Raw genomic sequence first — 23,996 nt, forward strand, 5'->3', positions numbered from 1 at the left:
CATCGTGAGCACAGCAGTCCTGCCCGCCCCGCCGCTGGACAACAGCGACGTCGACGCGCCGCCCACCGCCGACCTGCTCGAGATCGGCGAGCCGTCCGAGACCGCCGCCGACATCGAGGAGTTCGAGCCGACGGAGAACCTGGAGCAGACCGAGGACAGCCGGGCCGGCGAGGAACCCCGTGGCGGCGCCTCCGTACTGCCGAAGCTCGTCGCGGAGTACCTCGACGCGCGTGAGCTGCTCGACGACCCCAACAACCTGCGCAAGAACCTGCGCGAAAGCCTCGGTCTCACCCCGGAGCCGCTGTCCGACGACGACCCCGACTTCGACGAACTGCGCACGCTCGTCGACGGCGACCTGGAGCAGTTGCCGGCCGGTGTGCGGCAGCTGGCCGAGCTCAAGGCGTCGATCGAGGAGGTCGGCGTGCTCCAGCCGTTGGTGGTGATCCCGGCACCCGGCCGCGACGGCGCCTGGCAGATCGTCATCGGTCACCGGCGCAAGTACGCGTCGATCCTGGTGAAGAAGTTCCAGGTACCGTGCCTGCTGGCCACCGACTATGACGAGGCGAAGCGGATCGTGGCCCAGCTGGTGGAGAACGTCCACCGCGTCGGCCTCACCGCCTCCGAGGAGGCGGAAGCCTTCGAGCAGCTCACGCTGCTGGCCTGGTCGACCGAGCGGATCGCCAAGCTGCGCGGTGTGCCGGAGAAGACGGTGGTGCACACGCTCAAGCTGCGCAACCTGCCCGCGGCCGTGACCGCCAAGGTCGACGCCGGCCAGCTCACCCTGGCCGAGGCGGCCGATCTCGAGCAGCTCGCCGACGACCCGAAGGCCACCGAGCGGGTACTCATGGCCGAGTCGGGCTGGAAGTTCCGCCAGGCGCTGGCCGGCGAGCTGGCCAGGCGCGCGGCCGACCGGGCCAAGGAACTGGCCAAGGCGCAGCTGGTGGTCGACGGGGTGAAGGTCACCGCCAAACCGGCCGGGTTCGGCTACACCGGCACCGCCGTCGACGCCCGGCAGCTCGTCGACGGCGACGGCAAGCGGATCGACCCGCAGGTGGCGCGGACCCTGCCGGGGTTCGCCGCGTTCGTGGAGAAGGTCGGCAACACCGCCAACACGGTGGTGTACTGCAAGGACCCCGACGCCTACGGCTACAGGAAGGTGGAGCGCACGTACGGCCGGCAGCTGTCCGACGAGGAAGTCGCCGAAAAGCTGGAGCGTGAGCGCGTCCAGGCCGAGTACCTCGCTGCGCTCGATGTCGCCAAGGGCGTGCGCCGGGAGTTCATCACGACCACCTATGGGCCGGCGAAGGCGGCGAAGCGGCTGTTCGTCGCCGCGTTGCGCCAGGCCGTGACCGGGGCGCGGCGCATCAGGCTCGGCGACGTCGACGGGCTCTACGGCGCGCTGGGCGGGGTCGGCGACGACGTGCTGGCCACCGCCGGTGAGGACCGGCTGCGCCGGTGCCTGGTCGCGAAGTGGATCTGCGGCCAGGAGCGCAACGTCGGACTGGCCGCCACGGACGGCGCGTGGGGCTTGGACCGTGCAGCGATCACGGAGTGGTACGCACAGCTCGTCGCCGACGGCTACCCCCTCGCCGAGGCCGAGACCACGCTGCTGGAGTCCCTCACCCAGGAGGAGGACCCCGACGACGAGGACGAGGACGAAGACCCCGACGCCGAGGGCATCGACGACGTCGGCGACGGGGCGGACGACGAGGGCGAGGGCGGCGACGGCTCCACGGCCGACGAGGACGAGGACCTCGCCGACGCCGCCGGCGACATCGCACTGGAGATGACCGCCGCCAGCTCCGGCCAGCCGGAAGTCCCGGACGAGGCGCCCGACCTCGACACCATGGCCGACGAGGGTGCCGACGAGGACATCCCGGCAGACCTCGACGGCCTCGACGAACAGGACGGAGAGCTGGCGGGCGCGGCGCTGGTCGGCGTCGGCTGACGTCCGATTCGCTGCCGACCGGCGACGGCGGGAGCACCTGCACACAGCAGGAGCTCCCGCCGTCGCTGCGTCTTCGCGGAGCCTGACATGACTCTCACGCTGACTGACCTGTTCTGCGGTGCTGGCGGCTCGTCGTCGGGTGCGGAGCTGGTGCACGGGGTGCTGACCGTGATGGCCGCCAACCACTGGCAGCGTGCCATCGACACCCATCAGCACAACCTGCCGCACGCCGGCCACGACTGCGCCGACATCTCTCAGGTCGACCCGCGCCGCTACCCGGCCACTGACCTGCTGTGGGTGTCCCCGGAATGCACGAACCACTCCCAGGCGAAAGGCATCCGGGCCGCCGACCGCATCCCCGACCTGTTCGGCCAGACCCTGCCCGCCGACGCCGCCGAGCGCTCCCGGGCCACCATGTGGGACGCCGTGCGGTTCGTGGAGGCCAAGCTCCTGGCCCGCCGGCCCTACCTTGGCTTCGTCGTCGAAAACGTCGTCGAGGTCGTCAAATGGCTGCCCTACCGGGCGTGGCGCATCGCCCTGGAAGACCTCGGCTACTGCCTGCACACCGTCTACCTCAACTCGATGTTCGCGCAGGCCGGCGGGCCCGGCGCACCGCAGTCGAGGGATCGCTGGTACACGATTGGGCACCTGGCCAGCCTCGGCCGTTGCCCGGACCTGCGCCGCTGGACCCGCCCGGACGCCACCTGCGAACGGTGCGGGATCACCCAGAAGCCGATCCAGGCGTGGAAGCATCCCGACCGGCCCTGGGGCCGCTACGGCAGCCACGGCCAGTACGTGTGGGCCTGCCCCACACCCGGCTGCCGCGGCCACCGCGTCTACCCGCAGGTGCTGCCCGCAGCGGCCGCGATCGACTGGAGCCTCACCGGCACCCGCATCGCCGACCGCACCACCCCCCTCGCAGTCAAGACGATGGCCCGCATCGAGGCCGGGCTCGCCCGATATGCCCGGCCGCTCATGGTGCCCACCGGGGGCACATGGCGCACCACCGCCGCACCGGTGGACAGCCCGATGCCCACCCGCACCACCCGCGACAACGACGCCGTGGCCATCCCGCCAATCCCCGGCCAGCAATCACTGGGCGTGGCGGTGCCGCCGCTGGTGGTCGGCCTCGAGGGCCGGGCCACCGTCGCGCACGTGCGGCCCGTCGACCGGCCGCTGCGTGCGCAGACCGGCCGGCACCAGGACGCCCTCGTGATCCCGATGCGCAACCACGGCGTCGCCCGCCCGGCCAGCAGCGCTGCCCTGCCGACGGTCACCGCCGCCGGCAACCATCACGGCCTGCTCACGTGGCCCGAGCTGCTCGTCCCGTACTACGGCACCGGCGTGGCCCGGCCCGCCGATCACCCGATGGGCACCCTGTCCACAGTGGACCGTTTCGGAGTGCTCACCGGCGGTGCGGCGGCGTCGCTGTCACCGCTGGACTGCTTCTTCCGGATGCTCGCCCTGCACGAGATCCAGCTCGGGATGGCGTTCGCACCCGAGTACGTCATCCTCGGCACCCGCCGCGAACAGGTCCGCCAGGCCGGCAATGCGGTTACCCCACCGGCCGCCCGGGACCTCATCGCCGCACTTGTCGAAACCATCACCGGCCAGACCCCGCAGATCCACGACCACAGCCGCGACCTCGTTGGAGCGACCGCATGACCAGCACTGCATCCGAGGACCCGCAGGGCGGGCGTCATCCCGACACCTGCATCGTCGACGAGCTCACCGCCTACCTCAACAGCACCACCGACCCGTCCGGCGCCGACGTGGCCGCACTGCTGTCCCAGCTCATCACCGGCAGCGGCCGTCCCCTGCTCAACGAGACGTGGGACTTCACCGCCGAGGTGAGCGAGGACCGGCACGGGCTGCTCACCGGCACCGTCACCGCCGGGCCCTACACCATCCGCGTCACGCAGCCGATCACCGGCACCGGCGACCTGCACGTCGCCATCACCAGCGCCGCCACCGACGCCGAACGCGATGACTGGGGCCTCGCGGTCACCGTCGACGACCGGCCCGTCCTCGACCCGATGACCTGCACCTGGCGCAGCACCGTCCCACCCGACCTCCAACTCACCGAGGAGACCCGCCGATGACCCGCAGCACCCAGACCGACGCGTGGCGGCTGATCCGCGCCTGCGCCGACGTCACCGCCGGCCGGCTGACTGGCCGCTGCCTGCGCGCCGTCTACCCGGCGCCGATCCCACCCGGCGCTCTCGCCCCGGATGCCGCCCGCCAGCTGCGCGACAATATCTACCGCACCGGCGACACACCGGCCGGGCCGGACAGCATCTGGTACGTCGTGTCCAGCGACGCCACGCCGGTCGCCTGGCTCACCCGGAACGCCACCGTCATCACCCCACCGGCCGACCTGACCAGCTACCAGCTGGACCACCAGACCAAGGCCGTCGCAGCGCTGTCCCGGCTGACCCGCCGCGCGCTGCAGGAACTCGCCGTGCTGCGCGACGTGCGCGAGGGACGCGTTCACGACCAGTCGCCCTACCCGGTCCCCAGCCCGCTGGACCCGTTCGACACGCGTGTGCTGGCCGCCGACCCCGCGGACCCGACGCTGACGTTCTGGACGCCCATCAGCGCCGACCTGGACACGTCCCGCACGCACCTCGCCGAGCTCACCGGCGTACCCGCCGGGGTCGAGCCGCTCGTCGTGGACGCCTTCGGCTACGGCGACTACGGCCGTCACCGCGAGGTGTTCGACCTGCCGGTGCTGTGCACGATCGAACGGCTCGCCGCCAAGCAGCACCTGCCGGCCGACGTGATCGGCGACTGGCTCGACCTCGCCGGCGCTTCCCGCGGCAACCCCAGCCCGGAGCAGATCGAGGCCGCGTTCGCCGACGCGTTCGCCGGGATCCACGACACCCGCCGCGGCTTCGCCGAAGCCGAACGCGACCGGCGCGGGTGGACCACCGCCCTTGACACCGCCGGGATCCCCGCCCGCTTCTTCCACCTCGACGCGTTCACCAACGATCTGTTTGGCGCCGACGTGCACGAGGTCCGCCTCCGCGACGGCCGCATCGCCGTCTTCCGCCGACCCTGACCCGGCCTCCACAGCCTGTTCGCTTCGGCCCCCGGCCGACGTTCGGCGAGTCCCCGACCGGCTGCGACCGGTCACATCCCCGGTGAGCCCAGCGCCGCACCGACGCTGCGCGACCCCACGTGCTGCCAGGAGAACGCCATGCCCGTCCCGACCGACACCGCCTACCGCGTGCGGCGACCGCTCACCGCCGCCGAGCTCGACACCATCCGGGGCCGCATCGACGCCGCCACCGACACCACCACCCTGCTCGCGGCCAGCGTCATCGGCGTGTTCGACGCGCTGCTGGCCGACCTCGGCCAGAGCTACCCCGGCACCGGCACCACCCCGCAGCAGCGGATCGATCCCAGCCAGTACGCGATACCGCAGATGCAATGGACCGCGATCGCCGACGCGGTCACCAACCGCGCCCACGCCTGGGGTGGCGGCATCGCCATCGGACTGGACCTGGTCAACCTCATGCCCTCCGCCTACGACGACCCCACCGTCCCGGCACCGCAACTGAGCGACCAGGACCACCGCCCCCAGGTGTACCGGCTGGAGGTCAGCCGCGAGGCCGCCGACGAGATCGCTGCCTGCGAAACCCACCTGCAGCGTCTCGCCACGTTCTACGGGCCCAGCTCCGGCACCTACCAGCAGGCGCTGTCCAGCTGGCACCGCCAGCTCGCCGCCCTGTTCGCCACCAGCCTCGGCGCCACCAGCGTCGTGCACCGCGACGGACCACTGTCGCTGCACGTGACCACCGGCAGCGGCCTCGTGTTCGGCGTCATCTTCCACGGCGAGCGCCGCACCTGCCTCGCCCCCGGCTGCCACGCCGAAACATCCGGCCGCACCAGCACGGACGACCCCGTCGTGTGGCAGCCCCGCTACGACGGCGCGACCGTCCTCGACCACCCACACATCCCCAGCTACCCGCTGGACGCACCGCAGCCCGGCACCTGGTCCCTGCACTCCTAACCCCGCCGGTCCCGCCATCCCGGCCCTGACAGCCGGTCCTGACACAACACGACCTTCGTGGAGGCACACATGGGCTACACACACTCGTGGCGCTGCCAGCCCGGCAGCGGCTGGTACGCCGCAATCTGGCCGCAGCTGTTCGCCGACACCCGCAGCATCCTGGATACCGTCACCGCGGCCGGGACGCGCCTGACCGGACCCGACGGCACCGGCACGCCGTGGCTCGACCCGGCCACTGGCGTCGCCTTCAACGGCGTCGTCGGCCAGGCCTGCGACACGTTCCGCCTCGACAGCCCCGGCCCCGACCGGCCGCAGTGGCGCTTCTGCAAAACCGACGCGGAGCCCTATGACCTGGCCGTGACCGCTGTTTTGCTACGTGCCCACCTGCTACTGCCCAGCAGCTTCCACATCGGCAGCGAGGGCAGCTGGGACGCCGACTGGGAACCCGCCCGCGACCTCGTCTGGCGGGTGTTCCGCCTCGCGATCCTGGCCGACCCGCTGGTCGACACCACCGAAGGCATGTTCTGAGCCGACGCCACGGATTCGCACCGAAACATCTCCTCCCCAGCAGCCGCGCGGCCGTGGCTGCTCGGGCCCGGACCGCAGTCGCGGTGCCGACTTGATCCTCCCAGGAGCCGTCATGACCACCTCCGAGAGCTGGCCGATTCCCGGCCACGACCCCGACACTGACGCTGTCAATGTCGACATCCTGTATCGACCGGCTGGTGTCGTTGCCTACCGGCTCGCGGCGCCGCGCGTCCGCGGCACGATCGTCGTCACGCCGCACGTCACCGACGAGGAGCCCGTCCCCCGCGACCTGGTCGTCCGGTTCGGCGACGGCGACCACCCGCTCGCCACCCACCGCGACGACCTGCCGGTCGTCGACGGGATCACCGTCTACGGCGGCGGCTACTGCAACCCGCACCACCCCGACGCCCAGCCGAACCTGGTCCTCCGTGCCGCCGCCACCGTCGGTGGGGCGCTGCGCCCTGCCGCGCTGCCAGTGCCGGCCCACCGCTACCTGCTCGCCGTCCTCGATGGGGTCCTGCAGCGGCACCGGCAGCTCGACCTCGACGCCCTTGCCATGGCCGCAGCCCGCGCCAGCGCGGCAGCGCGACTGCGCCGCCACACGCACGGCACCATCCTGCCCGCCGCCCGGCTGCTCGCCGAGATCACCGCCGAGTGCACCGCCGCACACGAACTCGCCAGCCAGCTGCAGGAGCTGTCCCCGTTGCGGCTGCTGCCCGAACCGGCGCCGCAGCGGTGCTGCCGGCTGCCGGCCGTGGACCCGGAAACGCTGGTCACCGCCACCGACGACGGCGACTGGCTGACCTGCACCGGCTGCGCCACCCGCACCGTGCTCATCGAGCCTGGCATGAGCCTCGTGGGACTCCTCCAGGCCCACGCCACGCACCGCTGCGGCGCGCCACCGTCCTGACCCCGGTCAGCGTCCGTCGGCACCCACTGCAGCCGCATCGCCCACCACCTCTGCAACACCCGGCCAATCGCCCGGCCCGCGCGCACGCGGAGCCGGGCGATTCGCGTTTCCGGCCTATTTCCCGAAGGAGCGACAGCACATGCCGATCACCATCACCCATACCCACGCCGACGGCACGATCCTGACCGGTTCCCGCAAGGGCGACGGCGTCTGGGAGATCGTCAAGAACCACGGCTTCCGGTACTCCCGAGACGTCGGCATCTACATCCGCGGCAGCCGCGACCAGGACGCGCAACGGTGGCGGATCGACGCCGCCGCCAACGCGCTGCGCGAGCGCGGCCGCGAGGTCATCGTCGACATCGACGACACGTGGCGGCCGGCCGCCGAACGCGAAGCCGCCCGCAGCGACCGTGCCGAGGAGCGCGCCGACCGGCTCGACGAACGCGCCGGCCTCGCCGCCGGGCGCCGCGACGCCCGGCAGGCCGCCGCGAACCGCACCCTCGACGGCATCCCGCTCGGGCAGCCCATGATGCCCGGCCACCACTCCTACAAGGCCGACCGCAACCGCCGCGAACGCGCCTGGAACAACATGGACCGGGCCCTGCAGGAAGACCGCCACGCCGGGCACCTCGCCGGCCGCGCCGCGGGCGTGCGCGCCAACGACGCCGCCAAAGACAACCCGCGGGCGATCATGCGCCGCATCGAGCGGCTGCAGGCCGAACAGCGGCAACTGCAGCGCACCCTCACCGACATCCAGGACCGGCCTGGCCGCGACAGCTACCGCGAACGCGTCCAGCGCGACCTCGACCGCATCACCGAGGACATCACCCATCAGCAGGCCAAGCTCGCCCAGCGGGCCGCGACCGGCGAGTTCGTGGCGTGGGGACCGGACAATCTCGCCAAGGGTGACGCGGTGCGGGTCGGCCAGTTCGGCTGGTACCGGGTCACCCGGGTCAACCGCAAGAGCGTCAGCCTGGACAGCGACCGGTGGCCGCAGCGGATCACATTCGACGAGATCTTCGGCCGCCGCCGCGACGGCCTACAATGGGACGCCCCGAACGGCGAACCGTGGCCCGTCGACCTCGCGGTCAAGGTCGCCCGATGGGCCCAGCATGTGCGCCGTGCGGCCGCGGCCGGCTACGACGCCGAGGCCCAGGTCCACGCGATGCACGTGCGGTGGGCGCAGCGCCTCGTGCACGGCCTCGACCTGACCGCGTCCGACGCCGAGGCCCGGGCCTTCACCCCGGCCGAGGACGACCCACGAACCGTCGCCGACCGGCGCCGTCTCGCCGCCGCCTACCTCGGCGTCCTCGAACGCCTCGAGGCCGGCGAGCGCGTGCCGGACATCGTCGCGTCGCTCGACGTCGACGAGCACGAGCCGGAGTGGCGGATGCCAGCCGGTGACCCGGTCGACCGCCACCCCCAGCACCTGCACGAAGGCGACATCATCGCCGGTGTCTGGGACCACGGGCCGAGCGGGCGGACGCTCTGGCCGTACTTCGCCGGGCCCGTCGGCAACGTCAGCGACGTCGAGCACCGACGCGAACGCGGCGACTGGGTCACCGTCACCCTCACCGACACCAGCAGCCGCGAGTTCCAGACCCACCAGTGGCTCGCCGTGCACTGCCCTCACTCCAGCGAACCGGCGGCCCGACCGCCGGCCGAGCCCAGCGGCGCTGCCTGCGCCGAAGACCCGGCGCCCAGCGCCGCCACCTGAAATACGGCGCCAAACCCGCTGACCGCCCGCGGGGCCCACCAGACCCTTGGCGGGCCGCGGGCGGTCCTGTACCCACTCTGGAGGTACCTCGAAATGCCAGCACACACTTGCGCCGCCGGCAAGCGGTTCAGCTGCGACCCAGCCCAGCCGCCGCGCGCCCCGGGCACCGACGTCGACCGTGCCGCGCAGCTCCCGGCGATCGCCGGGCCGACCGGTGCGGGACGGTGACCCGCCATGGTCCGTCCTGCCGAAACGGTGGCCGCCGGACAGGCGCTCAGCCCAGCGACCGCGCCGAGCCCGATGCCCACATCACGGGCAGCGCTGCTCCGCGCGGCGCTGCGCTACGCGGCGGCCGGCATCGCCGTCGTGCCGCTGCACACGCCGCACCAGGCGGACGGATGCAGTTGCCGCGACGGGGCCGAGTGCGGTTCGCCCGGCAAACACCCGCGGCTGGAACATGGCATCCGCGACGCCACCACCAACCCCGACCTGCTGCGGGCCTGGTGGCGGCGCTGGCCCGACGCGAACGTGGGCCTGGCCACCGGCACCGTCCTCGACGTGTGCGACATCGACACCAACGACGGGCTGCGCGCCGTCCTGGACCTGCTCGACGTCGTCCGCCCGGCCGGGCCGCTGGTGCGCACCGGGCTCGGCTGGCACCTGTGGTTCGCCGCCTCGCAGCTACCCTGCCGGGTCGGGATGCTGCCGGGCGTCGACTGGCGCGGCCACGGCGGCGGCGTGGTCGCACCACCATCGCTGCACGTCATCGGCCGCCGCTACACCTTCCAGCAGCCGTGGACCAGTGCCCCGCTACCGGAGTGCCCGCCGCCGCTGCGCCGCCTCGTCCTGCCCCCCACGCCTGCACCAACCACCATCGTGGTGGACGGCATCACGGACCTGGACCGCTACACCCGGGCCGCGCTCGACGGGGAACTCGCCCGGGTCCGGGCCGCACCTCGGCCGGTCATCCGCCACGGCCAGCGCATCATCGCCGGCGGCCGTAACAACGCCCTGCACCTGGCCGCGTTCCGGCTCGGGCAACTCGCCGACCGCGGTGGCCTCGACGAGGCCACCATCTGGGCCCGGCTGACCGACGCCGCGCTCGACGTCGGACTCACCCCGGCCGAAACCCGCCGCACCATCGCCTCCGGCTGGCGGGCCGGCCGACGCCGGCCCCGCCGCTGACCAGCCGCCCGCCGCGGCATCCGGTGACCCGGCCGCTCCGGTCAACGCCGCCAACGGTGCCGACCGAACCCACCGCCGCGTCAACCGACGCGGCACCCCCCGAGGGCTGTGCCCGCCTTGCCGAGGCAGGCACAGCCCTCATCCGTCCCCTTGGAGGAACCCCTAGTGCTGTCCACTCCCGACCCGCCCGACCTGGAACCCGACGCCTACACCATGCCGATCTCCGCGCTGCCGACCCCAAGCGAGTACGGCGTGCACACCTTCGGCCGCGAAATCTCCGCCTGCGTCGCCCGGCTGCTCCGCGTCCACGTCGACCCGCCGATCTACCGGGAGAACCGCTGGCATCAGCGGCCGGTACCGCACGCGTCCACGTTCGAGCTGACCATCGCCACGCACACCACCCACACCGTGCTCGTCACCATGTTCGAGGTGACCCGGCCGCTGTCGCGCGGGCCGGTCACCGGCTACACCATCAGCATCGACGCACAGCGGATCCCGTTCGAGCTGGCCTCCTACCGCGACGTGGCCTGGCAGCTCGCCCGCACCATCTGGATCGCGGTCAGCGACACCGACCTCGCCGCCGAACGCGCCACCGTCGACGCAGCCCACGACCCGCCGCCCCCGCCGAACAGCACCACATAGACCGCCACCACCAACCCCGGTGCGAAAACATGCCGGCCCGGCACGCCAACACCGCGCCGCTCGCCCCGGGCGAACCGCAACTGCCTCACCCAGCCCTCGCCACGGCGAACCGTGCCAAGCACCCACCAGTACGGGCGCGGCTCCGAATGCTGCACCAGTGGGCGACCCGAGATGCCGGTGGCGCCTCTGCTGAACGGACCCAGGTCAGCCCACCCGGGCCAAGGGCGCTAGCCCACGTGGAAAACATCTTGGCGAGCGTGTCTCGCTCCGCTCGACGCCAAGATCTTTTCCCCGTCCGGGCTTGCACCCCCGGCCCACGGGCGGGCTCTGACCAGCCCCGTCAGCGCGGCACCCCAGCACCCGGATCACCCCCGATCCGGTCAGCACCCGGCAGCCGCACCCAGCACACCGGATAGGAGCACCGACATGCAGTTCACCTTCATCTTCGAGGGCAACCTGGCCGAGGACCCCGAGCTGCGCTTCACCCCCGGCGGCAAGTCCGTCGCCAAGCTGCGCGTCGGGCACAACACCCGCCGCCGCACCGCCTCGGGTGAGTGGGCGAACGGGCCGACCATGTGGGTCACCGTCACCGCCTGGGAGGGCCTCGCCGAACGCGTCGCCGAGTGGCGCAAGGGCGACACCGTGGTCGTCAACGCCCGCGATGACCTCTCCGTCTGGGCCTACCTCAACCAGGCCAATGAGAAGCCCGGCGGCCAGCTGCAGGTCACCGCCGAGAACCTCAGCCTTTCCGCCCGGTTCGACGGGGCCACGTCGACCCGCGCCGACAAGACCTCCGCCCGGACCTCCGCGTTCGAGGACCAGTGGCCCACCGAGGCCGAGACCCGCGAGCTGGAGCCCTCGTTCTAGCACACCGCACCGCGAGGGGCCGGCTGCTGGCTGGCCCCTCGCACGGATTGCCTCGTCTGTCACTTCGACCGTGGAGCACCCATCATGCAGCCGCTGTTCAGCGTCCTCATCGAAGGCACCCTGCGCACGTCGCCGACGGCCGGCGTCACTCGCGACGCCCGCGAATACGTCCAGTTCGAGATCGTCCACCGCCGCCAGTACCGCGACGACACGGGCAAGCAGGCCGACGCCAAACCCATGTACTTCGACGTCCTGTGCTGGGGCGATGTCGCCACCCGGGCCCGCAGCCTCAGCCGCGGCGACGACGTCATCGTCGAGGCCGGGCAACTGCTCGCCTACACCAACGACGACGACCTGCCCGCTCTCAAACTCTTCGCCCGCAACCTTTCCATCAGTATGCGCCGCCGCGACGCTCACCCCGGCCCCGCACGGCCCGCCCGGCGCGCCGACCTCATCACCACCGGCGACGGTGAGCAGTACACCGCCGACGCCTACCCCGACACGGTCACCGACCGCGAACGCGTCCACAACTGAGCACGCCTGGGCCACGGCCCGGCCATGCGCCCCCAGGGCGCCTTGGCTGGGCCGGCCCGGCCGCCGCCACCGCAGCCGACCCGCCCGAGGAGCTTCGGATGTCCCACAAGATGCCCGAATTCACGCTCGACGACATCACGATCGACGGACGGACCCTGACCATCCACGCCGTCGGCGACGACGACGAGATGGTCACATTCACCTTCGTGCCGCACGAGGACGTCCTGCCCTCCGTCCTCGCGCTCGTCGCTGCCGGCTTCGCGCAGCTGGCCGCCGACCAGGCCAGCCTCCTCGAACGCGCCGCGAAGCGCTGACCGTCACGCCCGCGTCACACCGCGCCGTCCCGAAACGGAGACGCCATGCCCACCGCAGCCCTCGTCCCGACCTCAGCAGTTCCCGCCATAGCCACCACCCGCAGGACACGACCGGGCGGCCACGCCCGCGACATTGCGCCTCCAGCGGCGATCACCTACTGCGAGACGCCGGTCGCCCATCACGGCGGCCAGTACGTCGCCCCCTGGCGCAGGGCCGTCGCCGGCGCCTGGCACCACCCGTCACCCGAGGTCTGTGACGACGACCGGCCCTACGGCGTGTGGATCGGCGCGCCCGACCGCCCGGACGAACAGGTCCTCGTCTGCGTCTCATGCGGCCTGGACTGCACCTGACGCAGTTCCGCACCCGTGCCCAGCAGTCCACACCGGCCGGTCGCCGCTGCATCACGGCGCAACACGCGGCCCACCGCCACGACCTGCGCACCGGACCATCCTGCACCGTCGCCCTACAGCACCGGCTTGGAGCCCGCCAGTGAAACCGTCAGCGCCCCGAACCGACCTCGTGCTCGTGCTCGCCCGCACCGAACAGCACGGCATCGCCGAACTCGTCGGCACCATCTGCTACCGGTACACCCCCAACATCGATGCCACAGCTCCTCCTCGGGGGCGACGATCCGCGCGAAGGCTGGACTCGCAAGGTTTCAGGTACGCCGCGCCCGGCGACCTGCTCAACCCGCACTTCGAAAACGCCGACGGCGTCTACGACCGCTACGCCGACCTGTGTGTCCGCGCCAGCATCGACACCGGCGGCATCACCGACGACCGACGCTGCTGGGGCTGGCGTTACGAATACCGGCCGCTGGCCGTCGACCTGCCCAGAGCCGAGTCCATGACCACCATGCTGCGCCGCATCGGCCGGCAGCTCGACTCCCTCGACGCGCAGTTCGGCCGCCCCGCCACATTCGCCGACTACCTCACCCGATTCGCCACCGCACTCGGCATCACCAGCTACGCCGTCTACAGCCAGCAGCTGCGCGCGGACGGCACCCACTGGATCTGGCTCGACGCCGACGGCATGCGTTCCTGGATCGCCCACCACGAGCCGCCCGTCCCCACCCCATGGCCATGAACCAGGCACAGCATCCCTGAGCCCTGGCCCGACACCGTACTCACCCATGTGCCCACGCAACCCCGACCTCGAGGTGATGATCATGCCCACGCCACTGGCGAAAGCCGGCGACCGAGTCACGCTGATCCGCTGCTCCGACCCATACACCGCCATCAAGCCCGGCACGCTCGGCACCGTCACGCTCGTCGACAGCGCCGGCACGACCCACGTCCGCTGGGACAACGGCATCCAGCTCGGCCTCGTCAATGGTGAAGACATCTTCGTCGTCATCGACACCGCGCCGGGCGACTGATCCCGAAACGCGTCAGCAGCACCGACACGTTCCCTCTCCGGTCCGGCCGACCTGCTCACCACATCCGCGGCCGACCAGCCGATCGGCTCCGCGCATGCCGACGAATCCCGCCCGCCATCGTCGGACCGGCCAACCAGCTGGCATGGGCCCTGCAACGACCTCGCGTAACGCACCGTTCGCTTCCGCCGATCAGACCAGCTCCGAGGCAGGTGCCATCGGCAGTCGCGAGCGCTGGACGGTCCGCCGATCTCCGCCGCTAGCAAACGCTGCCACGCCAGCAACGACCAGTCCGCCCGAACCGAGGCACCAGGTGGCTGCTGCGTTCTGCGCGGCGCCGCCGCCACAACCACACCTGGGAGACCAAGTGCATGCCCACAAACCTGCCCTTTGCACCGCGCCCGCGAGGGCCGGGCATCCTGCACGTCGTACAGTACAGCGGCGGTATCGGGTCCTGGGCGGCCGCGATGCGTGTGGCCGCCGAGCATGGCGCCGACCGGCTCGTCCTGCTCATCGCCGACACCCGAGCCGAGGATCCCGACCTATGGCGATTCGTCGACGATAGCGCCTCACGCTTCGGCGTTACCCCTGTCGTTGTCGCCGACGGCCGAACCCCATGGCAGGTCTTCGCCGACCAACGCTTTATCGGCAACAGTCGCATCGCCCCGTGCTCGCACCATCTGAAGCAGAAGCCGTGCCGGGCGTGGCTCACCGCCAACGCCGACCCAGCCACAACCGTGCTCCACGTCGGCATCGACTGGGCCGAGCAGCACCGCACGCCAGCCATCGAACGGGGCTGGAAGCCGTGGACCGTCCGGTTCCCGATGTGCGACCCGCCGCACCTCACCAAGACCGAGATGCTCGACTGGGCCCGCGCAGAAGGCATCGAACCGCCCCGCGCCTACGCCGATGGCTTCAGCCATAACTTCTCTCCACAGTTCGTCGCTGTCTCAGTGAGACAGCGAATCACTCGACCGGAAACTCCTTCGTCGCCACGAGTAGCACATCTAGTGATCCGTGCCACACGCGCTCGACGACGCGGTATTGCCCCTCATCGAGCACGACGGCGTCCCCGATGGCAGGCACGACGTTGGCGGAGTCCCAACGGGCAAGGATCCCACGCCGCGGATCCTTCTCGACGATTTCAATAGAAATCATGACGTTTCCTTTTCTCACGTGGGCCGGGTCCGAGCCCAGGCTAGGGCTAGCCGGCTTCGGACCATGTCGGGGGTAGTCCGACCGCCGTACCCGACCGCATCCTCGATACGCCGATCGCCGTTGATCATGGTGTTGGTATTCACGGTGACGATGCGGGTGGCGCGTGGAGTTGTACTTCGTATGCCGACGGCTGGCTGAGCAGCCAGCCGTGCCTGATGGCCCGTCCGGCGAGGCGGTGCGGCAGATCCTGGATCATCGCGCCCTACCCGACGGGATGCCGGTCCTGCTCGATGCGCAGATGCGCCCAGTCGAGCCTGCCTGCTCGTGGTTTCGGCATTTGGCGTACGCGTTTCTGGAGCCGGAGACGCTGCGTTGCTACGCGTACATCGCGCGGCCGCTGGTGGTGTTCCTGGCCGAGCGCGGCAGTGACGTTCTCTCCGCGACCGAGGTAGATCTGATCGCGTACCGTGCGGCCCGCACCGAGCTTCAAGAGCAGCCGGTAGACGACGCGACCTGGCGGCGCGAGGCCGCGGTGCTCAACGCGTTGTTCTCCTGGCTGGTGGAGCAGGGCCGGCTGCGGCGGCGGCCGTTCCGTGTGCCGCGGCGCGGTAGTCCGCTGGGCGGCGCGCCGGCCAAGGATATGCAGATCCGGCACCTCACGTTGCCGCAGTACCGATACTGGCGCGACGTGGGAATGGGTGGTCACCTGCCGGATACCGAGGTCGATCCGGAGTTTCGGGGGTGGGCTCCGCACCGGCATCGCGCCGCGGTGGAGTTGGCGCTGCTGACCGGGATGCGCAAGCAGGAGTGGTCAACGCTGCTGCTGCCCGAGTTGGGTGAGGGCTGGCGTCGCCCGGCCGACCCAGTGGATCTTGTGTTGCAGGCGTGCGCGAAGTACCGGCGCCGGCGCGTTGTCTACGTGCCGATCGCGGCGCTGCGCATGCTGGATGCCTTCCTGTTGCTGGAGCGCCCGGACCTTGTCCGCCGATGGGCGCGGGCACTGACGGCGCGGCGCGCGGATCTGTTCGTGGCGACCGCGTCGATCACGACACGGGCCGTCTTGGCGGCGTCCTCGACGGGGTCCGGCGCAACTTCGTGATGGAGGCGATGAGCCCGGCGCTGCGGCGCATCACGGTGCGCGAGACGGGCGACGGGTTGGAGGCGCTGGCCGTGTTCCTCGGGCATGGCGGCCTGATGTTGGGGCCGTCGTCGTGGGATCGGATTCGGCTGGATGCGTGGCGGCGCATGCAGCGGCACGCCGTGGACGACCCGCTCGCGCCGGTCCTGCCGGCGCGGCCGTGGCGGTTCCACGACCTGCGGCATTCGTTCTGCCTGCAGCTGTTGAAGTATCTGATGCGCCTCGCGATCGACCGCGAGGGGCAGCGGCCGCGCGGTCTGCCGAGCCTGCCGGAGCACGTGGCGTTCAATCCGTTACTGATGGTGCAGCGGCGGATGGGACACGCCAGTCCGGCTACGACCTACCTCTACCTGCGCTATCTCGAGGAACTCGCTCGCTGCAATGGCTCGACCGTCACACCAATCCAAGTAGGCGGATAGCTCGTCGCGCTCTCACCCTTCACCTAGAAGGGCATCTCCTCAACTTTCGGCTGCCGTGCGGCGATTTCGCAGGCTACCGCATAAGCATTGTCGAAGGAGTTCACATCAAGCCACGTTTTGCCCGCCATCTGGGCTGGCCAGCTTGGTTCTTGAATGCGCGTAAAGGGAATTGAGTAGCCGCCACCCGGCCTGCCGACGCTGATCAAGCCCGCCTCAGTGATAACCCACTGAGGCGAAAAGAACTGAATAGCCCCAACAACGGGAGTGGCGCTTCCCGACGTGGCAGACTCGTGAACTACCTCCAACAACTCGCGCAAGTCGCTAAAAATTCGGCCTGCCTCAAACGAAGCGTCGCCGGGATACTCGCCCGAACGTGTTACTGCCTCGGCCAGCGTGACTAGAAAGTCCTCCGCAGACATCTCCGCAGGCCAGTAGAGCCGGTCGACCCGACCGCGGCCCGCCGATTCCAAACGCAGGTACAGGTCCTCACCAGGGTCGGGCTCGTCTTGGAACCTATCGTGAGTAGTCGGCGTCTCGAACCAAAGATACAGGCGGGTATTGCGAATCGGAACTCGACATCCAGATTCCGTTGTTAAGTGGAGTGCCGCCGCACGCATGAGCGCCTCGAAAACAACCTCATGCGACGGGCCTTCCTCGACGTTTTCGAAGGCTTGACGGTCCTGCTGCCTGCTTGCTGCGAGCCGACTCGAAACAGCTTCGGTTAGGCGGTCACGCGTGCGGCGCAGATCCTCCTGCGTGTGCGCAACCTCTTCAGCCAGAGTCGCAATGCTTTCCGCGGTCTTCTCTTGCCGTTGTTCGATTTGGTTTTGACTGGCCCTGACCTCGTCCAAACGTTTCTCTATGACTCGCCCGGCGATGAGCAGCGGGACGAAAAGGAGAAGTGCGGTTCCTACATTGACCAGCGTCCCCGAAAGCCATCCGTCATCCCGAACCGTCCAGGACCAGAGGAGCAGACCGATACCGGCGAGCAGCGACGCGGCCGCAAGGACCCAGCTGTTCCGTCTGAACCAACGCATGCAGGAGCCTCCGGAGCCAGGCAGCCGATGCGGCACACATTACCGGGGTGTCTCATGGCCATGCGGCGCGGATACAGGGCCGGTCGAGGTTCCAGCAGCGCTGGAAGCCGTCTCACCACCTTGCCGGCGACGTCTCATGAGACATCCGAATTCTGGAGAACATTACAACTGTTTCGGCGCGTGTGTCCGGGCCGGCCAGCGGCAGTGGCGGCACCTGCTCGACATCGCGCCCGACCGGTTCGCCGCGGCGGAGGCCGAGGAGGAACGCCTGCGTTCGACCCTGGGCGACGTGGCGATCCTGCGGGAACGGCGCAACGGCGTCAGCCGGCCCCTGCCGCTGCGGGAACTGCGCCGCCGCGCCGAACTCGCCCCGGAGGTTCGGCGCGAGGCGACGCCTCGCTGACCGTAGGTCGCCGGCGCGTGCAGGCCGCACCAGCCTCAGCATCACCAGCCGCAGCGACCGTGGCGGCTGGCTTCTTCTGGTGTCCGTTGCCAACGAAGTCTGTCCGTATGCCAATGAACTCTGTCTCCCGGTGCACCGAACGAGTGACGGCTCGCCGACCACTGCCAGCGAACCGGGCCGAACCCAGCAGAGAGCCATCCATTGCGACTCCGTGGGTCTGTGCGTGACGCCTCCACTCCGCGTCGAGTACCGCGATGGGTTGCGCATTAGGGCTTCCCGGCGATCCGCGGTCGGGTGGGACATGCGCGCCCGCACCGGCGAGTCCACCCGCGCGGCGCCGAAGCGACCGCGTCGGCGATCACCGACCGGACGTTGCGGCACACCGGGCACCGGGTGCTTCGCCGGCACGCCTCAACGCCCGTCGCCGCCCGAACCGGTGGGGCATCTCGGTCGGCAAGGAGCACCGCGCGAGTCGACCCGGTCCATCGACGCTCTCGTGTCGGGCTCCCGGGGGCCGGATGGCGCGGCAGGACGCGCTCGCCACCGGGGTCACCGACCGCGCCACCCGCACCGGCGAGGTCTGGGCGTTCTAGCGCTGCCGGCCCGGTTCCAACTTGTAGCGCTCAAGTAGATCAACGAAGAATTGCCGAACTAGCGGGCGCGCGGAAGGGCTGTTTTTCCGAAGTTCGTATCCGCCAAAACGGTGGATTTCGTAACCTGCGAGCCGCAGTCTTCGATCCTCGGCAACCATGTCGGCGTAGAGCCGAGGGCTCGGAACGCCATCATGGGAGTAATGCTGAACGCCATCGATCTCAATAACGACCCGATTTCGATTCGGCAATAGAAGCAAGAAGTCCATGCGCTGCCGCTTTGGCTGCCCGGATTCGACCATGAATTTGCGTCGAACATACGGATCGTAGTGAAGATACACCTGGGGTATTAACGCAGGCATGTCAAACCCGCGTTCCGCACAGAGCGCACAGTATTCATGAAACATTAGGTACTCGGGTCCAGGGCGTTCCGATTCGGGCAGACCTCGATCAAGTGACTCGATGAGCCTCTGATACAAGCTGCTTGCGGCAACCCTTTCGTCACCACTTCCCAAGCCTGTGACGCCAGCCCACCAAGAGTTCAGCTCTGACCAGGTGAGCCCATGAGGCTCAAGCGGCTTGTCGTAAGAGAGGCAGTACTCTTCGTTGTCGACGATCCGTATTACATTGTTAATCGCGTCGGTAAAGATGATCTTTGGCTTCGGGCCATTGGCTGCAAATATGAGATTGCGAAAGTCGCCGTCGACTCCCTGGGCACCGACCATTTGCAGCATCTCCGTTAGCGGCTGATGCTCGTATTCCTCGAGGACCTTCTGCGCTAGGTCCACCAGCCGGGGAAGCGTGAAATGCTTAATCCGGGACTTTACATATGCACGCTTACTGAACATTGCTTCGCTTTCCTCGCCGGAATCCAGCCCGTAGGACGAGCAGATGTCCGGCAGATCGGTTGCACTCGCTTGCCACAGCGCGTCGGCAATTGCCTGACGCAACTTGGGAAGGCGTAGCGGACCACTCATGCTTGCGAGTCTATCGACCCTCGTGTCCCTCGTCGCGCCTCGACAGCGTGATCGCACGGAGAGAGGTCGCCGATGTTGAGCGAGACCGATGCGTCGACCTGGCGGCCCGACTGCTGCCGAAGTTTCGCGCCGAACTGCCGCGCCTTGGACCGCATCGGTCGGTGTCTGCGCGGCGAGCACGACGGGCCGTACCTGCCGCGGGCGGCGAGCACCGAGTACAAACTGCTGGCCCGGCGGCGCGAACCAAACGTGCTGCCGCTGGTCGCGCACCGCCACGGACTGAGTTCACTGGCAGGAACCCACGTCGCACGTTCGTTGCTGGCACGGACAAGCTTCGTTGGCAAAGGACATCTGGCGTCTGTCCGGGGCTGACCTGCCGCGCTGCCGGGGCCGGGCATCCCAGCGGCGGCGGAGACGCCGCTGCTGAGGACCCAAAGGTCAGGCCACCCGAACCGGGGACAGCCAAGCCCCCAGCGCAGAACATCTTGGCACCCATGTCTCGCTCCGCTCGACGCCAAGATCTTCTTTCTGGGGGCTTGCGGCCCCGGCCCAGGGCGGCCTCTGACCAGGCCCGTCAGCGCGGCACACCGACGCGCCGGGATCGCCCGATCCGGCGCACACACCAGGTGAGCCGCACCCGGAACGCCCGATGGGAGCCCACCGCATGTTCTCCACCGCAGGCAGCGAGCGCGACAGCCAGCCGCAATCCAGCACGCCGCCCGACCGCGGCACCTCGACCACGGCCCCGGCCAACCGGCCCGCCGCTACGCCGGCCAGGTCGACGACGCGAACCACCGCGCGCCCGCGGGTCGCGGTCGTCGGCGGATCGCTGAGCGGCCCCACCACCGCACTGCTGCTCCTGCAGGCCGGCATCGACGACGTCACCGTCTACGAGGCCGTCCCGGCCAGCGCCCCGCAAGGCGGCGGCCTGATCGGCCTCGAGCACTCCTCCCTCGACGTGCTCGACCACCTCGGCATCCCCCAGGACGAATTCGTCCGCCACGACTCCGAGGCCGTCATGCAGATCACCGTCTGCCAGCGCCAGCCCGGGCAGGTCCGGCGCCACCTCTACGCCGGCCGCAACACCACCTGGACGCTGCTGCACACGGCACTGTCCCGCCGCCTGCCCACCGACGTCCTGCGCACCGGCGCCCGGGTCACCGGCCTGTCCGCCGAGCACGACCAGCCGCTGCTGCACTTCGCCGACGGCAACACCGCCCCCGCCGACCTGGTGGTCTTCGCAGACGGACGCTCCTCGACCGGGCGCCGCCTGCTGGACCCGCAGCGGCGACTGCACTACGCCGGCTACGTCGCCCACCGCGGCCAGACGACCAGCACCCAGCCGGACCTGCACGACTTCCTGCGCTACGAACCCGCCGAGCACAGCGGGATGCAGTTCAACGTCGCGCCCATCCCCGACGGCGCGGACTGGACGTTCTACCTCAGCGCCACACCCGCCCAATACGAAGACTTCTTCGGCGCCCCACCCACCCGGCGGGTCTTCGCCCTGCCGCACCACATCACCGCAGCGGCCCGCACCGAGGTCGACGCCAGCGCCGAACAGTACCTGCCCGACGAACAGGCCGCCCTGGTGCACGCCACCACCACCAGGATGGCCGCCCCGGTCATGGACATCGAACCCCCGACCCAGATGGTGTGGCCTGTCGGCGCCGGCCACGCCGTGCTCATCGGCGACGCCCTCGCCCCGGTCCGGCCGCACACCGCCCGCGGCGCCAACAACGGCATCGAACAGGCCTGGGGCCTCGCGGCCGCGCTCACCCAGCACCGCAAATACCACGCCGACCTGACGACCGCCCTCGACGGGTGGCAGCACCGCCACCTGCCCGCTGCCGTCGCCGCCGTCCAGCTCGGACCCGAACTCGGTCGGCAGTACGGCCTCGGCACGGTCTGAGCCAACCCCGATCCGGCCGGCCCGCGACCCGCGCTGCCAGCACCCGCTGCAACCGGCGTCGCGGGCCGGCCCCGTCAATCCATCGACTCGCCCCCTTGGAGGCACCCATGACCACCGACCGCACCGCCTACCTCGTCCTGGCATCCCTCACCACGCCTGGCAGCCGCGAAGTCGGCAGCCTGATCCGCCGCAGCGGCCCGGCGCAAGCCCTCGACCAGGTGCTGCACGGCACAGGTGTCAGCCCGCAACTCACGGCGGCCCTCGACGCATCGCTCAAGCCGAACGACCGCAATCCCGCCGTCGTGGACCACATCGCCGACGACATGCTGCGCCGCGCCGACCGGCTCGGCGCCCGGATCATCACCCCGGCCGACGACGAATGGCCGCCAGCCCTCGCCGACCTCGCCACCATCAACCACGACCCCGTCCACCGCGACACCCACCCGCCGCTATGCCTCTGGCTGCGCGGACCACTGCGGCTCGCCGAGACCCTGCAGCAGTCCGTGTCCGTCGTCGGAGCACGAGCGGCCACCGCATACGGCGCGTACGTCACCTCCGAGTTCGCCTACGGGCTCGCGGAGCGCGGCTGGACGATCGTGTCGGGCGGAGCGCTCGGTGTGGACGTGACCGCGCACCGCAGTGCGCTGGCCGCGGCAGGGGCGACAATCGCCGTGCTGGCGTGCGGGATCGACAAGGCGTACCCGGCGGCTAACGCCGCGGTCCTGCAGCAGATCGGCGACGAAGGGCTGCTGGTCACCGAGTGGGCGCCCGGCACCCAGCCGCAGAAGGCCCAGTTCCTGGCCCGCAACCGCATTATCGCCGCCGCGACCAAGGGCACCGTCATGGTCGAGGCCGGCTCACGGAGCGGGGCGCGCAACGCCCTCGGGTACGCCCGGCTGCTCCAGCGCGCAGCCATGGTCGTGCCGGGCCCGATCACCTCGGCGATGTCCGTCGGTTCTCACATCGAGCTCCGCCAGCCGGACACCGTCCTGGTGACCCGGGTCGAGGAGATCATCGAGGAGATCGGCAGCGTCGCCCAGCCGGCCCCAACCGGACACCGTCCCGACGAAGTTCTCGACGCGCTCCAGGCGCGCATCCTCGACGCGGTGCAGCCACACCGCGCCACCTCGGCGGAGCAGATCGCCGCGGCAGCCGGGGTCAGCGACCGCGACGCCAAGCGAACCCTGCCGCTGCTGGCCGAGCTCGGACTCGTGGTAGCCAGCCCGAACGGCTACCGGCGCGCCGGCGAACCGCCCGCTGTGCACCGTGAACGCGACTGACGATCCACCTGTGTGCACCGTCGCGCCGAGCCGTCCCCCGCGGTTCGGCGCGGCGGCGCCGCACCTCCCGACGGCGCAGCACCACCACACGCGCCGCACCCCGTACCCGGCAGCCCCGGCATCCGCCGGGGCTGCAACCTGTGCAAGGGAGTTCTGTCCATGTCAACCGCCGACCGGCCCGAGCGCCTGGCAGAGCCGGACCTCCAGGTCACCTACATCAACGGCCCGATGCCGCCATGCTCGCTGCACTGGGAACTGCACAAGGTCGTGGTCGAAGCCGCCTACGACGGCAAGACCGTATACGGGCCCTGGGCCTACATGTGCGCGCGCTGCTTCATCGACCACGGCATCGGCCTGGGCACCGGCCGCGGCCAGCGCCTCCTGCCCGGCCCCCCGACCCGCCGCAACGGACACGGCGACGTGACCTGCCGCCGCCGAACGAGCAGCAGCGCCGGCGTCGAGCTGCCTGCCGCGGCGGACGAGCTGCCGTCCAGCCGGCGCCGCCGATGTGCAGCACGGCGCCGCCCGGTCGGCGTGGGGCACCGCAGGCCGGGCGCGGACCGGAACCACGCCCGGCAGCCCCAAGGGTTGACCGGCCAGACCGGCACCTGGCAAGCACCGCCCCCGCCGGCCCGGCCCGGCTTGCTCCGCGGCGCCGGCCGCTTCGCTGCCGACCCGTCGCGGCCTGGCCTACGGCCTGCCTGCCCAGGCACCGGCCGACCGGTCCCACCTAGGACCGCCAGCGCGGCACCGCCCCGCACCACCGGGCCCGCCGCACCCCACACACCGACCAGGAGGTCACCGCCGTGCTCCACCACCTCGACATCGCCCAGCAGGCCGAGCAGCCCGACATCCACCGCGGCCGCAGCACCACCCCGCACGTGCCCTACGGCGCCAAACAGGACTACCGCCTCGACCGCGCCGACGACCTCGCCGAACTGCGCATCATCAACGGCTACCGCGACCCGAAGCCGACCCGCGACTGACGCGGTCCCGGGCCGGCCTCCACGTCCCCGGAGGCCAGCCCGCTCACAAGGGCCCCAGCC

27 protein-coding genes are annotated in these 23,996 nt (G+C 70.6%); 23 read left to right on the top strand and 4 right to left on the bottom strand.

Annotated features, from left to right (window positions below):
• Positions 1–4: 4 nt before the first annotated feature.
• The 16 genes from ACQPY0_RS00965 to ACQPY0_RS01040 all read left to right on the top strand — a co-directional run bounded on the left by ACQPY0_RS00965 (position 5) and on the right by ACQPY0_RS01040 (position 14,039).
• Positions 5–1,948: a ParB/RepB/Spo0J family partition protein gene (locus tag ACQPY0_RS00965; protein WP_432983139.1), complete on the top strand. Its 1,944-nt coding sequence runs from the start codon at positions 5–7 to the stop codon at positions 1,946–1,948.
• Positions 1,949–2,035: 87 nt separating this feature from the next.
• On the top strand, positions 2,036–3,613 hold the full coding sequence (locus ACQPY0_RS00970; RefSeq protein ID WP_432983142.1) for a DNA cytosine methyltransferase: 1,578 nt from the start codon (positions 2,036–2,038) through the stop codon (positions 3,611–3,613).
• Positions 3,610–4,050 (top strand): hypothetical protein, encoded by a 441-nt coding sequence (locus ACQPY0_RS00975; RefSeq protein ID WP_432983145.1) that lies wholly within the window; start codon positions 3,610–3,612, stop codon positions 4,048–4,050. Before ACQPY0_RS00970 ends, ACQPY0_RS00975 begins: the two co-directional genes overlap by 4 nt.
• On the top strand, positions 4,047–5,009 hold the full coding sequence (locus ACQPY0_RS00980) for a hypothetical protein (protein WP_432983148.1): 963 nt from the start codon (positions 4,047–4,049) through the stop codon (positions 5,007–5,009). The genes ACQPY0_RS00975 and ACQPY0_RS00980 overlap by 4 nt, the downstream gene beginning before the upstream one ends.
• Before the next feature lie 138 nt (positions 5,010–5,147).
• Positions 5,148–5,963, top strand: coding sequence for a hypothetical protein (locus ACQPY0_RS00985; RefSeq protein ID WP_432983151.1), 816 nt, complete (start codon positions 5,148–5,150; stop codon positions 5,961–5,963).
• A 69-nt stretch (positions 5,964–6,032) separates the two neighbouring features.
• Positions 6,033–6,491 (top strand): hypothetical protein, encoded by a 459-nt coding sequence (locus tag ACQPY0_RS00990; protein ID WP_432983154.1) that lies wholly within the window; start codon positions 6,033–6,035, stop codon positions 6,489–6,491.
• 112 nt (positions 6,492–6,603) lie between these two features.
• Positions 6,604–7,401 (top strand): hypothetical protein, encoded by a 798-nt coding sequence (locus ACQPY0_RS00995; protein ID WP_432983157.1) that lies wholly within the window; start codon positions 6,604–6,606, stop codon positions 7,399–7,401.
• A 139-nt stretch (positions 7,402–7,540) separates the two neighbouring features.
• The gene (locus ACQPY0_RS01000) at positions 7,541–9,118 is read left to right on the top strand and encodes a DUF3560 domain-containing protein (protein WP_432983160.1); all 1,578 of its coding nucleotides are present in this window, start codon (positions 7,541–7,543) and stop codon (positions 9,116–9,118) included.
• Positions 9,119–9,352: 234 nt separating this feature from the next.
• Positions 9,353–10,303, top strand: coding sequence for a bifunctional DNA primase/polymerase (locus ACQPY0_RS01005; protein ID WP_432983163.1), 951 nt, complete (start codon positions 9,353–9,355; stop codon positions 10,301–10,303).
• Positions 10,304–10,468: 165 nt separating this feature from the next.
• Positions 10,469–10,945, top strand: coding sequence for a hypothetical protein (locus tag ACQPY0_RS01010; protein ID WP_432983166.1), 477 nt, complete (start codon positions 10,469–10,471; stop codon positions 10,943–10,945).
• Positions 10,946–11,371: 426 nt separating this feature from the next.
• The gene (locus ACQPY0_RS01015; RefSeq protein WP_432983169.1) at positions 11,372–11,812 is read left to right on the top strand and encodes a single-stranded DNA-binding protein; all 441 of its coding nucleotides are present in this window, start codon (positions 11,372–11,374) and stop codon (positions 11,810–11,812) included.
• A gap of 84 nt (positions 11,813–11,896) precedes the next feature.
• Positions 11,897–12,346 carry a single-stranded DNA-binding protein gene (locus ACQPY0_RS01020; protein ID WP_432983172.1) on the top strand — a complete coding sequence of 150 codons (450 nt, stop codon included), beginning with the start codon at positions 11,897–11,899 and terminating at the stop codon, positions 12,344–12,346.
• A 98-nt stretch (positions 12,347–12,444) separates the two neighbouring features.
• Positions 12,445–12,660 (top strand): hypothetical protein, encoded by a 216-nt coding sequence (locus ACQPY0_RS01025; RefSeq protein ID WP_432983175.1) that lies wholly within the window; start codon positions 12,445–12,447, stop codon positions 12,658–12,660.
• 45 nt (positions 12,661–12,705) lie between these two features.
• On the top strand, positions 12,706–13,011 hold the full coding sequence (locus ACQPY0_RS01030; RefSeq protein WP_432983178.1) for a hypothetical protein: 306 nt from the start codon (positions 12,706–12,708) through the stop codon (positions 13,009–13,011).
• 139 nt (positions 13,012–13,150) lie between these two features.
• Positions 13,151–13,747 carry a hypothetical protein gene (locus ACQPY0_RS01035; RefSeq protein ID WP_432983181.1) on the top strand — a complete coding sequence of 199 codons (597 nt, stop codon included), beginning with the start codon at positions 13,151–13,153 and terminating at the stop codon, positions 13,745–13,747.
• A gap of 82 nt (positions 13,748–13,829) precedes the next feature.
• Positions 13,830–14,039: a DUF4314 domain-containing protein gene (locus ACQPY0_RS01040; protein ID WP_432983184.1), complete on the top strand. Its 210-nt coding sequence runs from the start codon at positions 13,830–13,832 to the stop codon at positions 14,037–14,039.
• A gap of 566 nt (positions 14,040–14,605) precedes the next feature.
• Here ACQPY0_RS01040 and ACQPY0_RS01045 read toward each other — a convergent pair.
• On the bottom strand, positions 14,606–14,959 hold the full coding sequence (locus ACQPY0_RS01045) for a hypothetical protein (RefSeq protein WP_432983187.1): 354 nt from the start codon (positions 14,957–14,959) through the stop codon (positions 14,606–14,608).
• Positions 14,960–15,002: 43 nt separating this feature from the next.
• Positions 15,003–15,194 carry a hypothetical protein gene (locus tag ACQPY0_RS01050; protein ID WP_432983189.1) on the bottom strand — a complete coding sequence of 64 codons (192 nt, stop codon included), beginning with the start codon at positions 15,192–15,194 and terminating at the stop codon, positions 15,003–15,005.
• Between the two features lie 163 nt (positions 15,195–15,357).
• Between ACQPY0_RS01050 and ACQPY0_RS01055 the strand changes: the two genes are divergently transcribed.
• Entirely contained in the window at positions 15,358–16,293 is a 936-nt protein-coding gene (locus tag ACQPY0_RS01055) for a hypothetical protein (RefSeq protein WP_432983192.1), read from the top strand.
• Positions 16,294–16,301: 8 nt separating this feature from the next.
• Positions 16,302–16,751, top strand: a complete 450-nt coding sequence (locus tag ACQPY0_RS01060; RefSeq protein ID WP_432983195.1) for a hypothetical protein — start codon at positions 16,302–16,304, stop codon at positions 16,749–16,751.
• Positions 16,752–16,774: 23 nt separating this feature from the next.
• On the opposite strand, the gene ACQPY0_RS01065 is transcribed toward ACQPY0_RS01060, so the two are convergent.
• Positions 16,775–17,788: a hypothetical protein gene (locus ACQPY0_RS01065; RefSeq protein WP_432983198.1), complete on the bottom strand. Its 1,014-nt coding sequence runs from the start codon at positions 17,786–17,788 to the stop codon at positions 16,775–16,777.
• Between the two features lie 136 nt (positions 17,789–17,924).
• Here ACQPY0_RS01065 and ACQPY0_RS01070 point away from each other — a divergent pair, with 136 nt between their 5' ends.
• Positions 17,925–18,191 carry a hypothetical protein gene (locus ACQPY0_RS01070; RefSeq protein ID WP_432983201.1) on the top strand — a complete coding sequence of 89 codons (267 nt, stop codon included), beginning with the start codon at positions 17,925–17,927 and terminating at the stop codon, positions 18,189–18,191.
• 589 nt (positions 18,192–18,780) lie between these two features.
• Here ACQPY0_RS01070 and ACQPY0_RS01075 read toward each other — a convergent pair.
• Positions 18,781–19,758, bottom strand: a complete 978-nt coding sequence (locus tag ACQPY0_RS01075; RefSeq protein WP_432983204.1) for a hypothetical protein — start codon at positions 19,756–19,758, stop codon at positions 18,781–18,783.
• A 72-nt stretch (positions 19,759–19,830) separates the two neighbouring features.
• On the opposite strand from ACQPY0_RS01075, the gene ACQPY0_RS01080 reads away from it, so the two are divergent.
• The 4 genes from ACQPY0_RS01080 to ACQPY0_RS01095 all read left to right on the top strand — a co-directional run bounded on the left by ACQPY0_RS01080 (position 19,831) and on the right by ACQPY0_RS01095 (position 23,936).
• Positions 19,831–20,130, top strand: a complete 300-nt coding sequence (locus tag ACQPY0_RS01080; RefSeq protein ID WP_432983207.1) for a hypothetical protein — start codon at positions 19,831–19,833, stop codon at positions 20,128–20,130.
• A 292-nt stretch (positions 20,131–20,422) separates the two neighbouring features.
• Positions 20,423–21,670 (top strand): FAD-dependent monooxygenase, encoded by a 1,248-nt coding sequence (locus ACQPY0_RS01085; protein WP_432983210.1) that lies wholly within the window; start codon positions 20,423–20,425, stop codon positions 21,668–21,670.
• 107 nt (positions 21,671–21,777) lie between these two features.
• Positions 21,778–22,950, top strand: coding sequence for a DNA-processing protein DprA (gene dprA / locus ACQPY0_RS01090; RefSeq protein WP_432983213.1), 1,173 nt, complete (start codon positions 21,778–21,780; stop codon positions 22,948–22,950).
• Positions 22,951–23,756: 806 nt separating this feature from the next.
• Positions 23,757–23,936 carry a hypothetical protein gene (locus ACQPY0_RS01095; RefSeq protein WP_432983216.1) on the top strand — a complete coding sequence of 60 codons (180 nt, stop codon included), beginning with the start codon at positions 23,757–23,759 and terminating at the stop codon, positions 23,934–23,936.
• Positions 23,937–23,996: the final 60 nt, after the last annotated feature.

It is taken from the genome of Dactylosporangium sp. CA-233914 (genome assembly GCF_050942935.1).
In the GTDB taxonomy this organism is placed as follows: Bacteria; Actinomycetota; Actinomycetes; order Mycobacteriales; family Micromonosporaceae; genus Dactylosporangium.

Coding starts and splice junctions, on each gene's coding strand:
- ACQPY0_RS01080 (WP_432983207.1), top strand. CDS start 19,831: ATGTTGAGCGAGACCGATGCGTCGACCTGGCGGCCCGACTGCTGCCGA.
- ACQPY0_RS00990 (WP_432983154.1), top strand. CDS start 6,033: ATGGGCTACACACACTCGTGGCGCTGCCAGCCCGGCAGCGGCTGGTAC.
- ACQPY0_RS01085 (WP_432983210.1), top strand. CDS start 20,423: ATGTTCTCCACCGCAGGCAGCGAGCGCGACAGCCAGCCGCAATCCAGC.
- ACQPY0_RS00975 (WP_432983145.1), top strand. CDS start 3,610: ATGACCAGCACTGCATCCGAGGACCCGCAGGGCGGGCGTCATCCCGAC.
- ACQPY0_RS01020 (WP_432983172.1), top strand. CDS start 11,897: ATGCAGCCGCTGTTCAGCGTCCTCATCGAAGGCACCCTGCGCACGTCG.
- ACQPY0_RS01060 (WP_432983195.1), top strand. CDS start 16,302: ATGAGCCCGGCGCTGCGGCGCATCACGGTGCGCGAGACGGGCGACGGG.
- ACQPY0_RS01030 (WP_432983178.1), top strand. CDS start 12,706: ATGCCCACCGCAGCCCTCGTCCCGACCTCAGCAGTTCCCGCCATAGCC.
- ACQPY0_RS01075 (WP_432983204.1), bottom strand. CDS start 19,758: ATGAGTGGTCCGCTACGCCTTCCCAAGTTGCGTCAGGCAATTGCCGAC.
- ACQPY0_RS01000 (WP_432983160.1), top strand. CDS start 7,541: ATGCCGATCACCATCACCCATACCCACGCCGACGGCACGATCCTGACC.
- ACQPY0_RS01025 (WP_432983175.1), top strand. CDS start 12,445: ATGTCCCACAAGATGCCCGAATTCACGCTCGACGACATCACGATCGAC.
- ACQPY0_RS00985 (WP_432983151.1), top strand. CDS start 5,148: ATGCCCGTCCCGACCGACACCGCCTACCGCGTGCGGCGACCGCTCACC.
- ACQPY0_RS01065 (WP_432983198.1), bottom strand. CDS start 17,788: ATGCGTTGGTTCAGACGGAACAGCTGGGTCCTTGCGGCCGCGTCGCTG.
- ACQPY0_RS00970 (WP_432983142.1), top strand. CDS start 2,036: ATGACTCTCACGCTGACTGACCTGTTCTGCGGTGCTGGCGGCTCGTCG.
- ACQPY0_RS00995 (WP_432983157.1), top strand. CDS start 6,604: ATGACCACCTCCGAGAGCTGGCCGATTCCCGGCCACGACCCCGACACT.
- ACQPY0_RS01015 (WP_432983169.1), top strand. CDS start 11,372: ATGCAGTTCACCTTCATCTTCGAGGGCAACCTGGCCGAGGACCCCGAG.
- ACQPY0_RS01045 (WP_432983187.1), bottom strand. CDS start 14,959: ATGGCTGAAGCCATCGGCGTAGGCGCGGGGCGGTTCGATGCCTTCTGC.
- ACQPY0_RS01040 (WP_432983184.1), top strand. CDS start 13,830: ATGCCCACGCCACTGGCGAAAGCCGGCGACCGAGTCACGCTGATCCGC.
- ACQPY0_RS01070 (WP_432983201.1), top strand. CDS start 17,925: ATGAGACATCCGAATTCTGGAGAACATTACAACTGTTTCGGCGCGTGT.
- dprA (WP_432983213.1), top strand. CDS start 21,778: ATGACCACCGACCGCACCGCCTACCTCGTCCTGGCATCCCTCACCACG.
- ACQPY0_RS01050 (WP_432983189.1), bottom strand. CDS start 15,194: ATGATTTCTATTGAAATCGTCGAGAAGGATCCGCGGCGTGGGATCCTT.
- ACQPY0_RS01005 (WP_432983163.1), top strand. CDS start 9,353: ATGGTCCGTCCTGCCGAAACGGTGGCCGCCGGACAGGCGCTCAGCCCA.
- ACQPY0_RS00980 (WP_432983148.1), top strand. CDS start 4,047: ATGACCCGCAGCACCCAGACCGACGCGTGGCGGCTGATCCGCGCCTGC.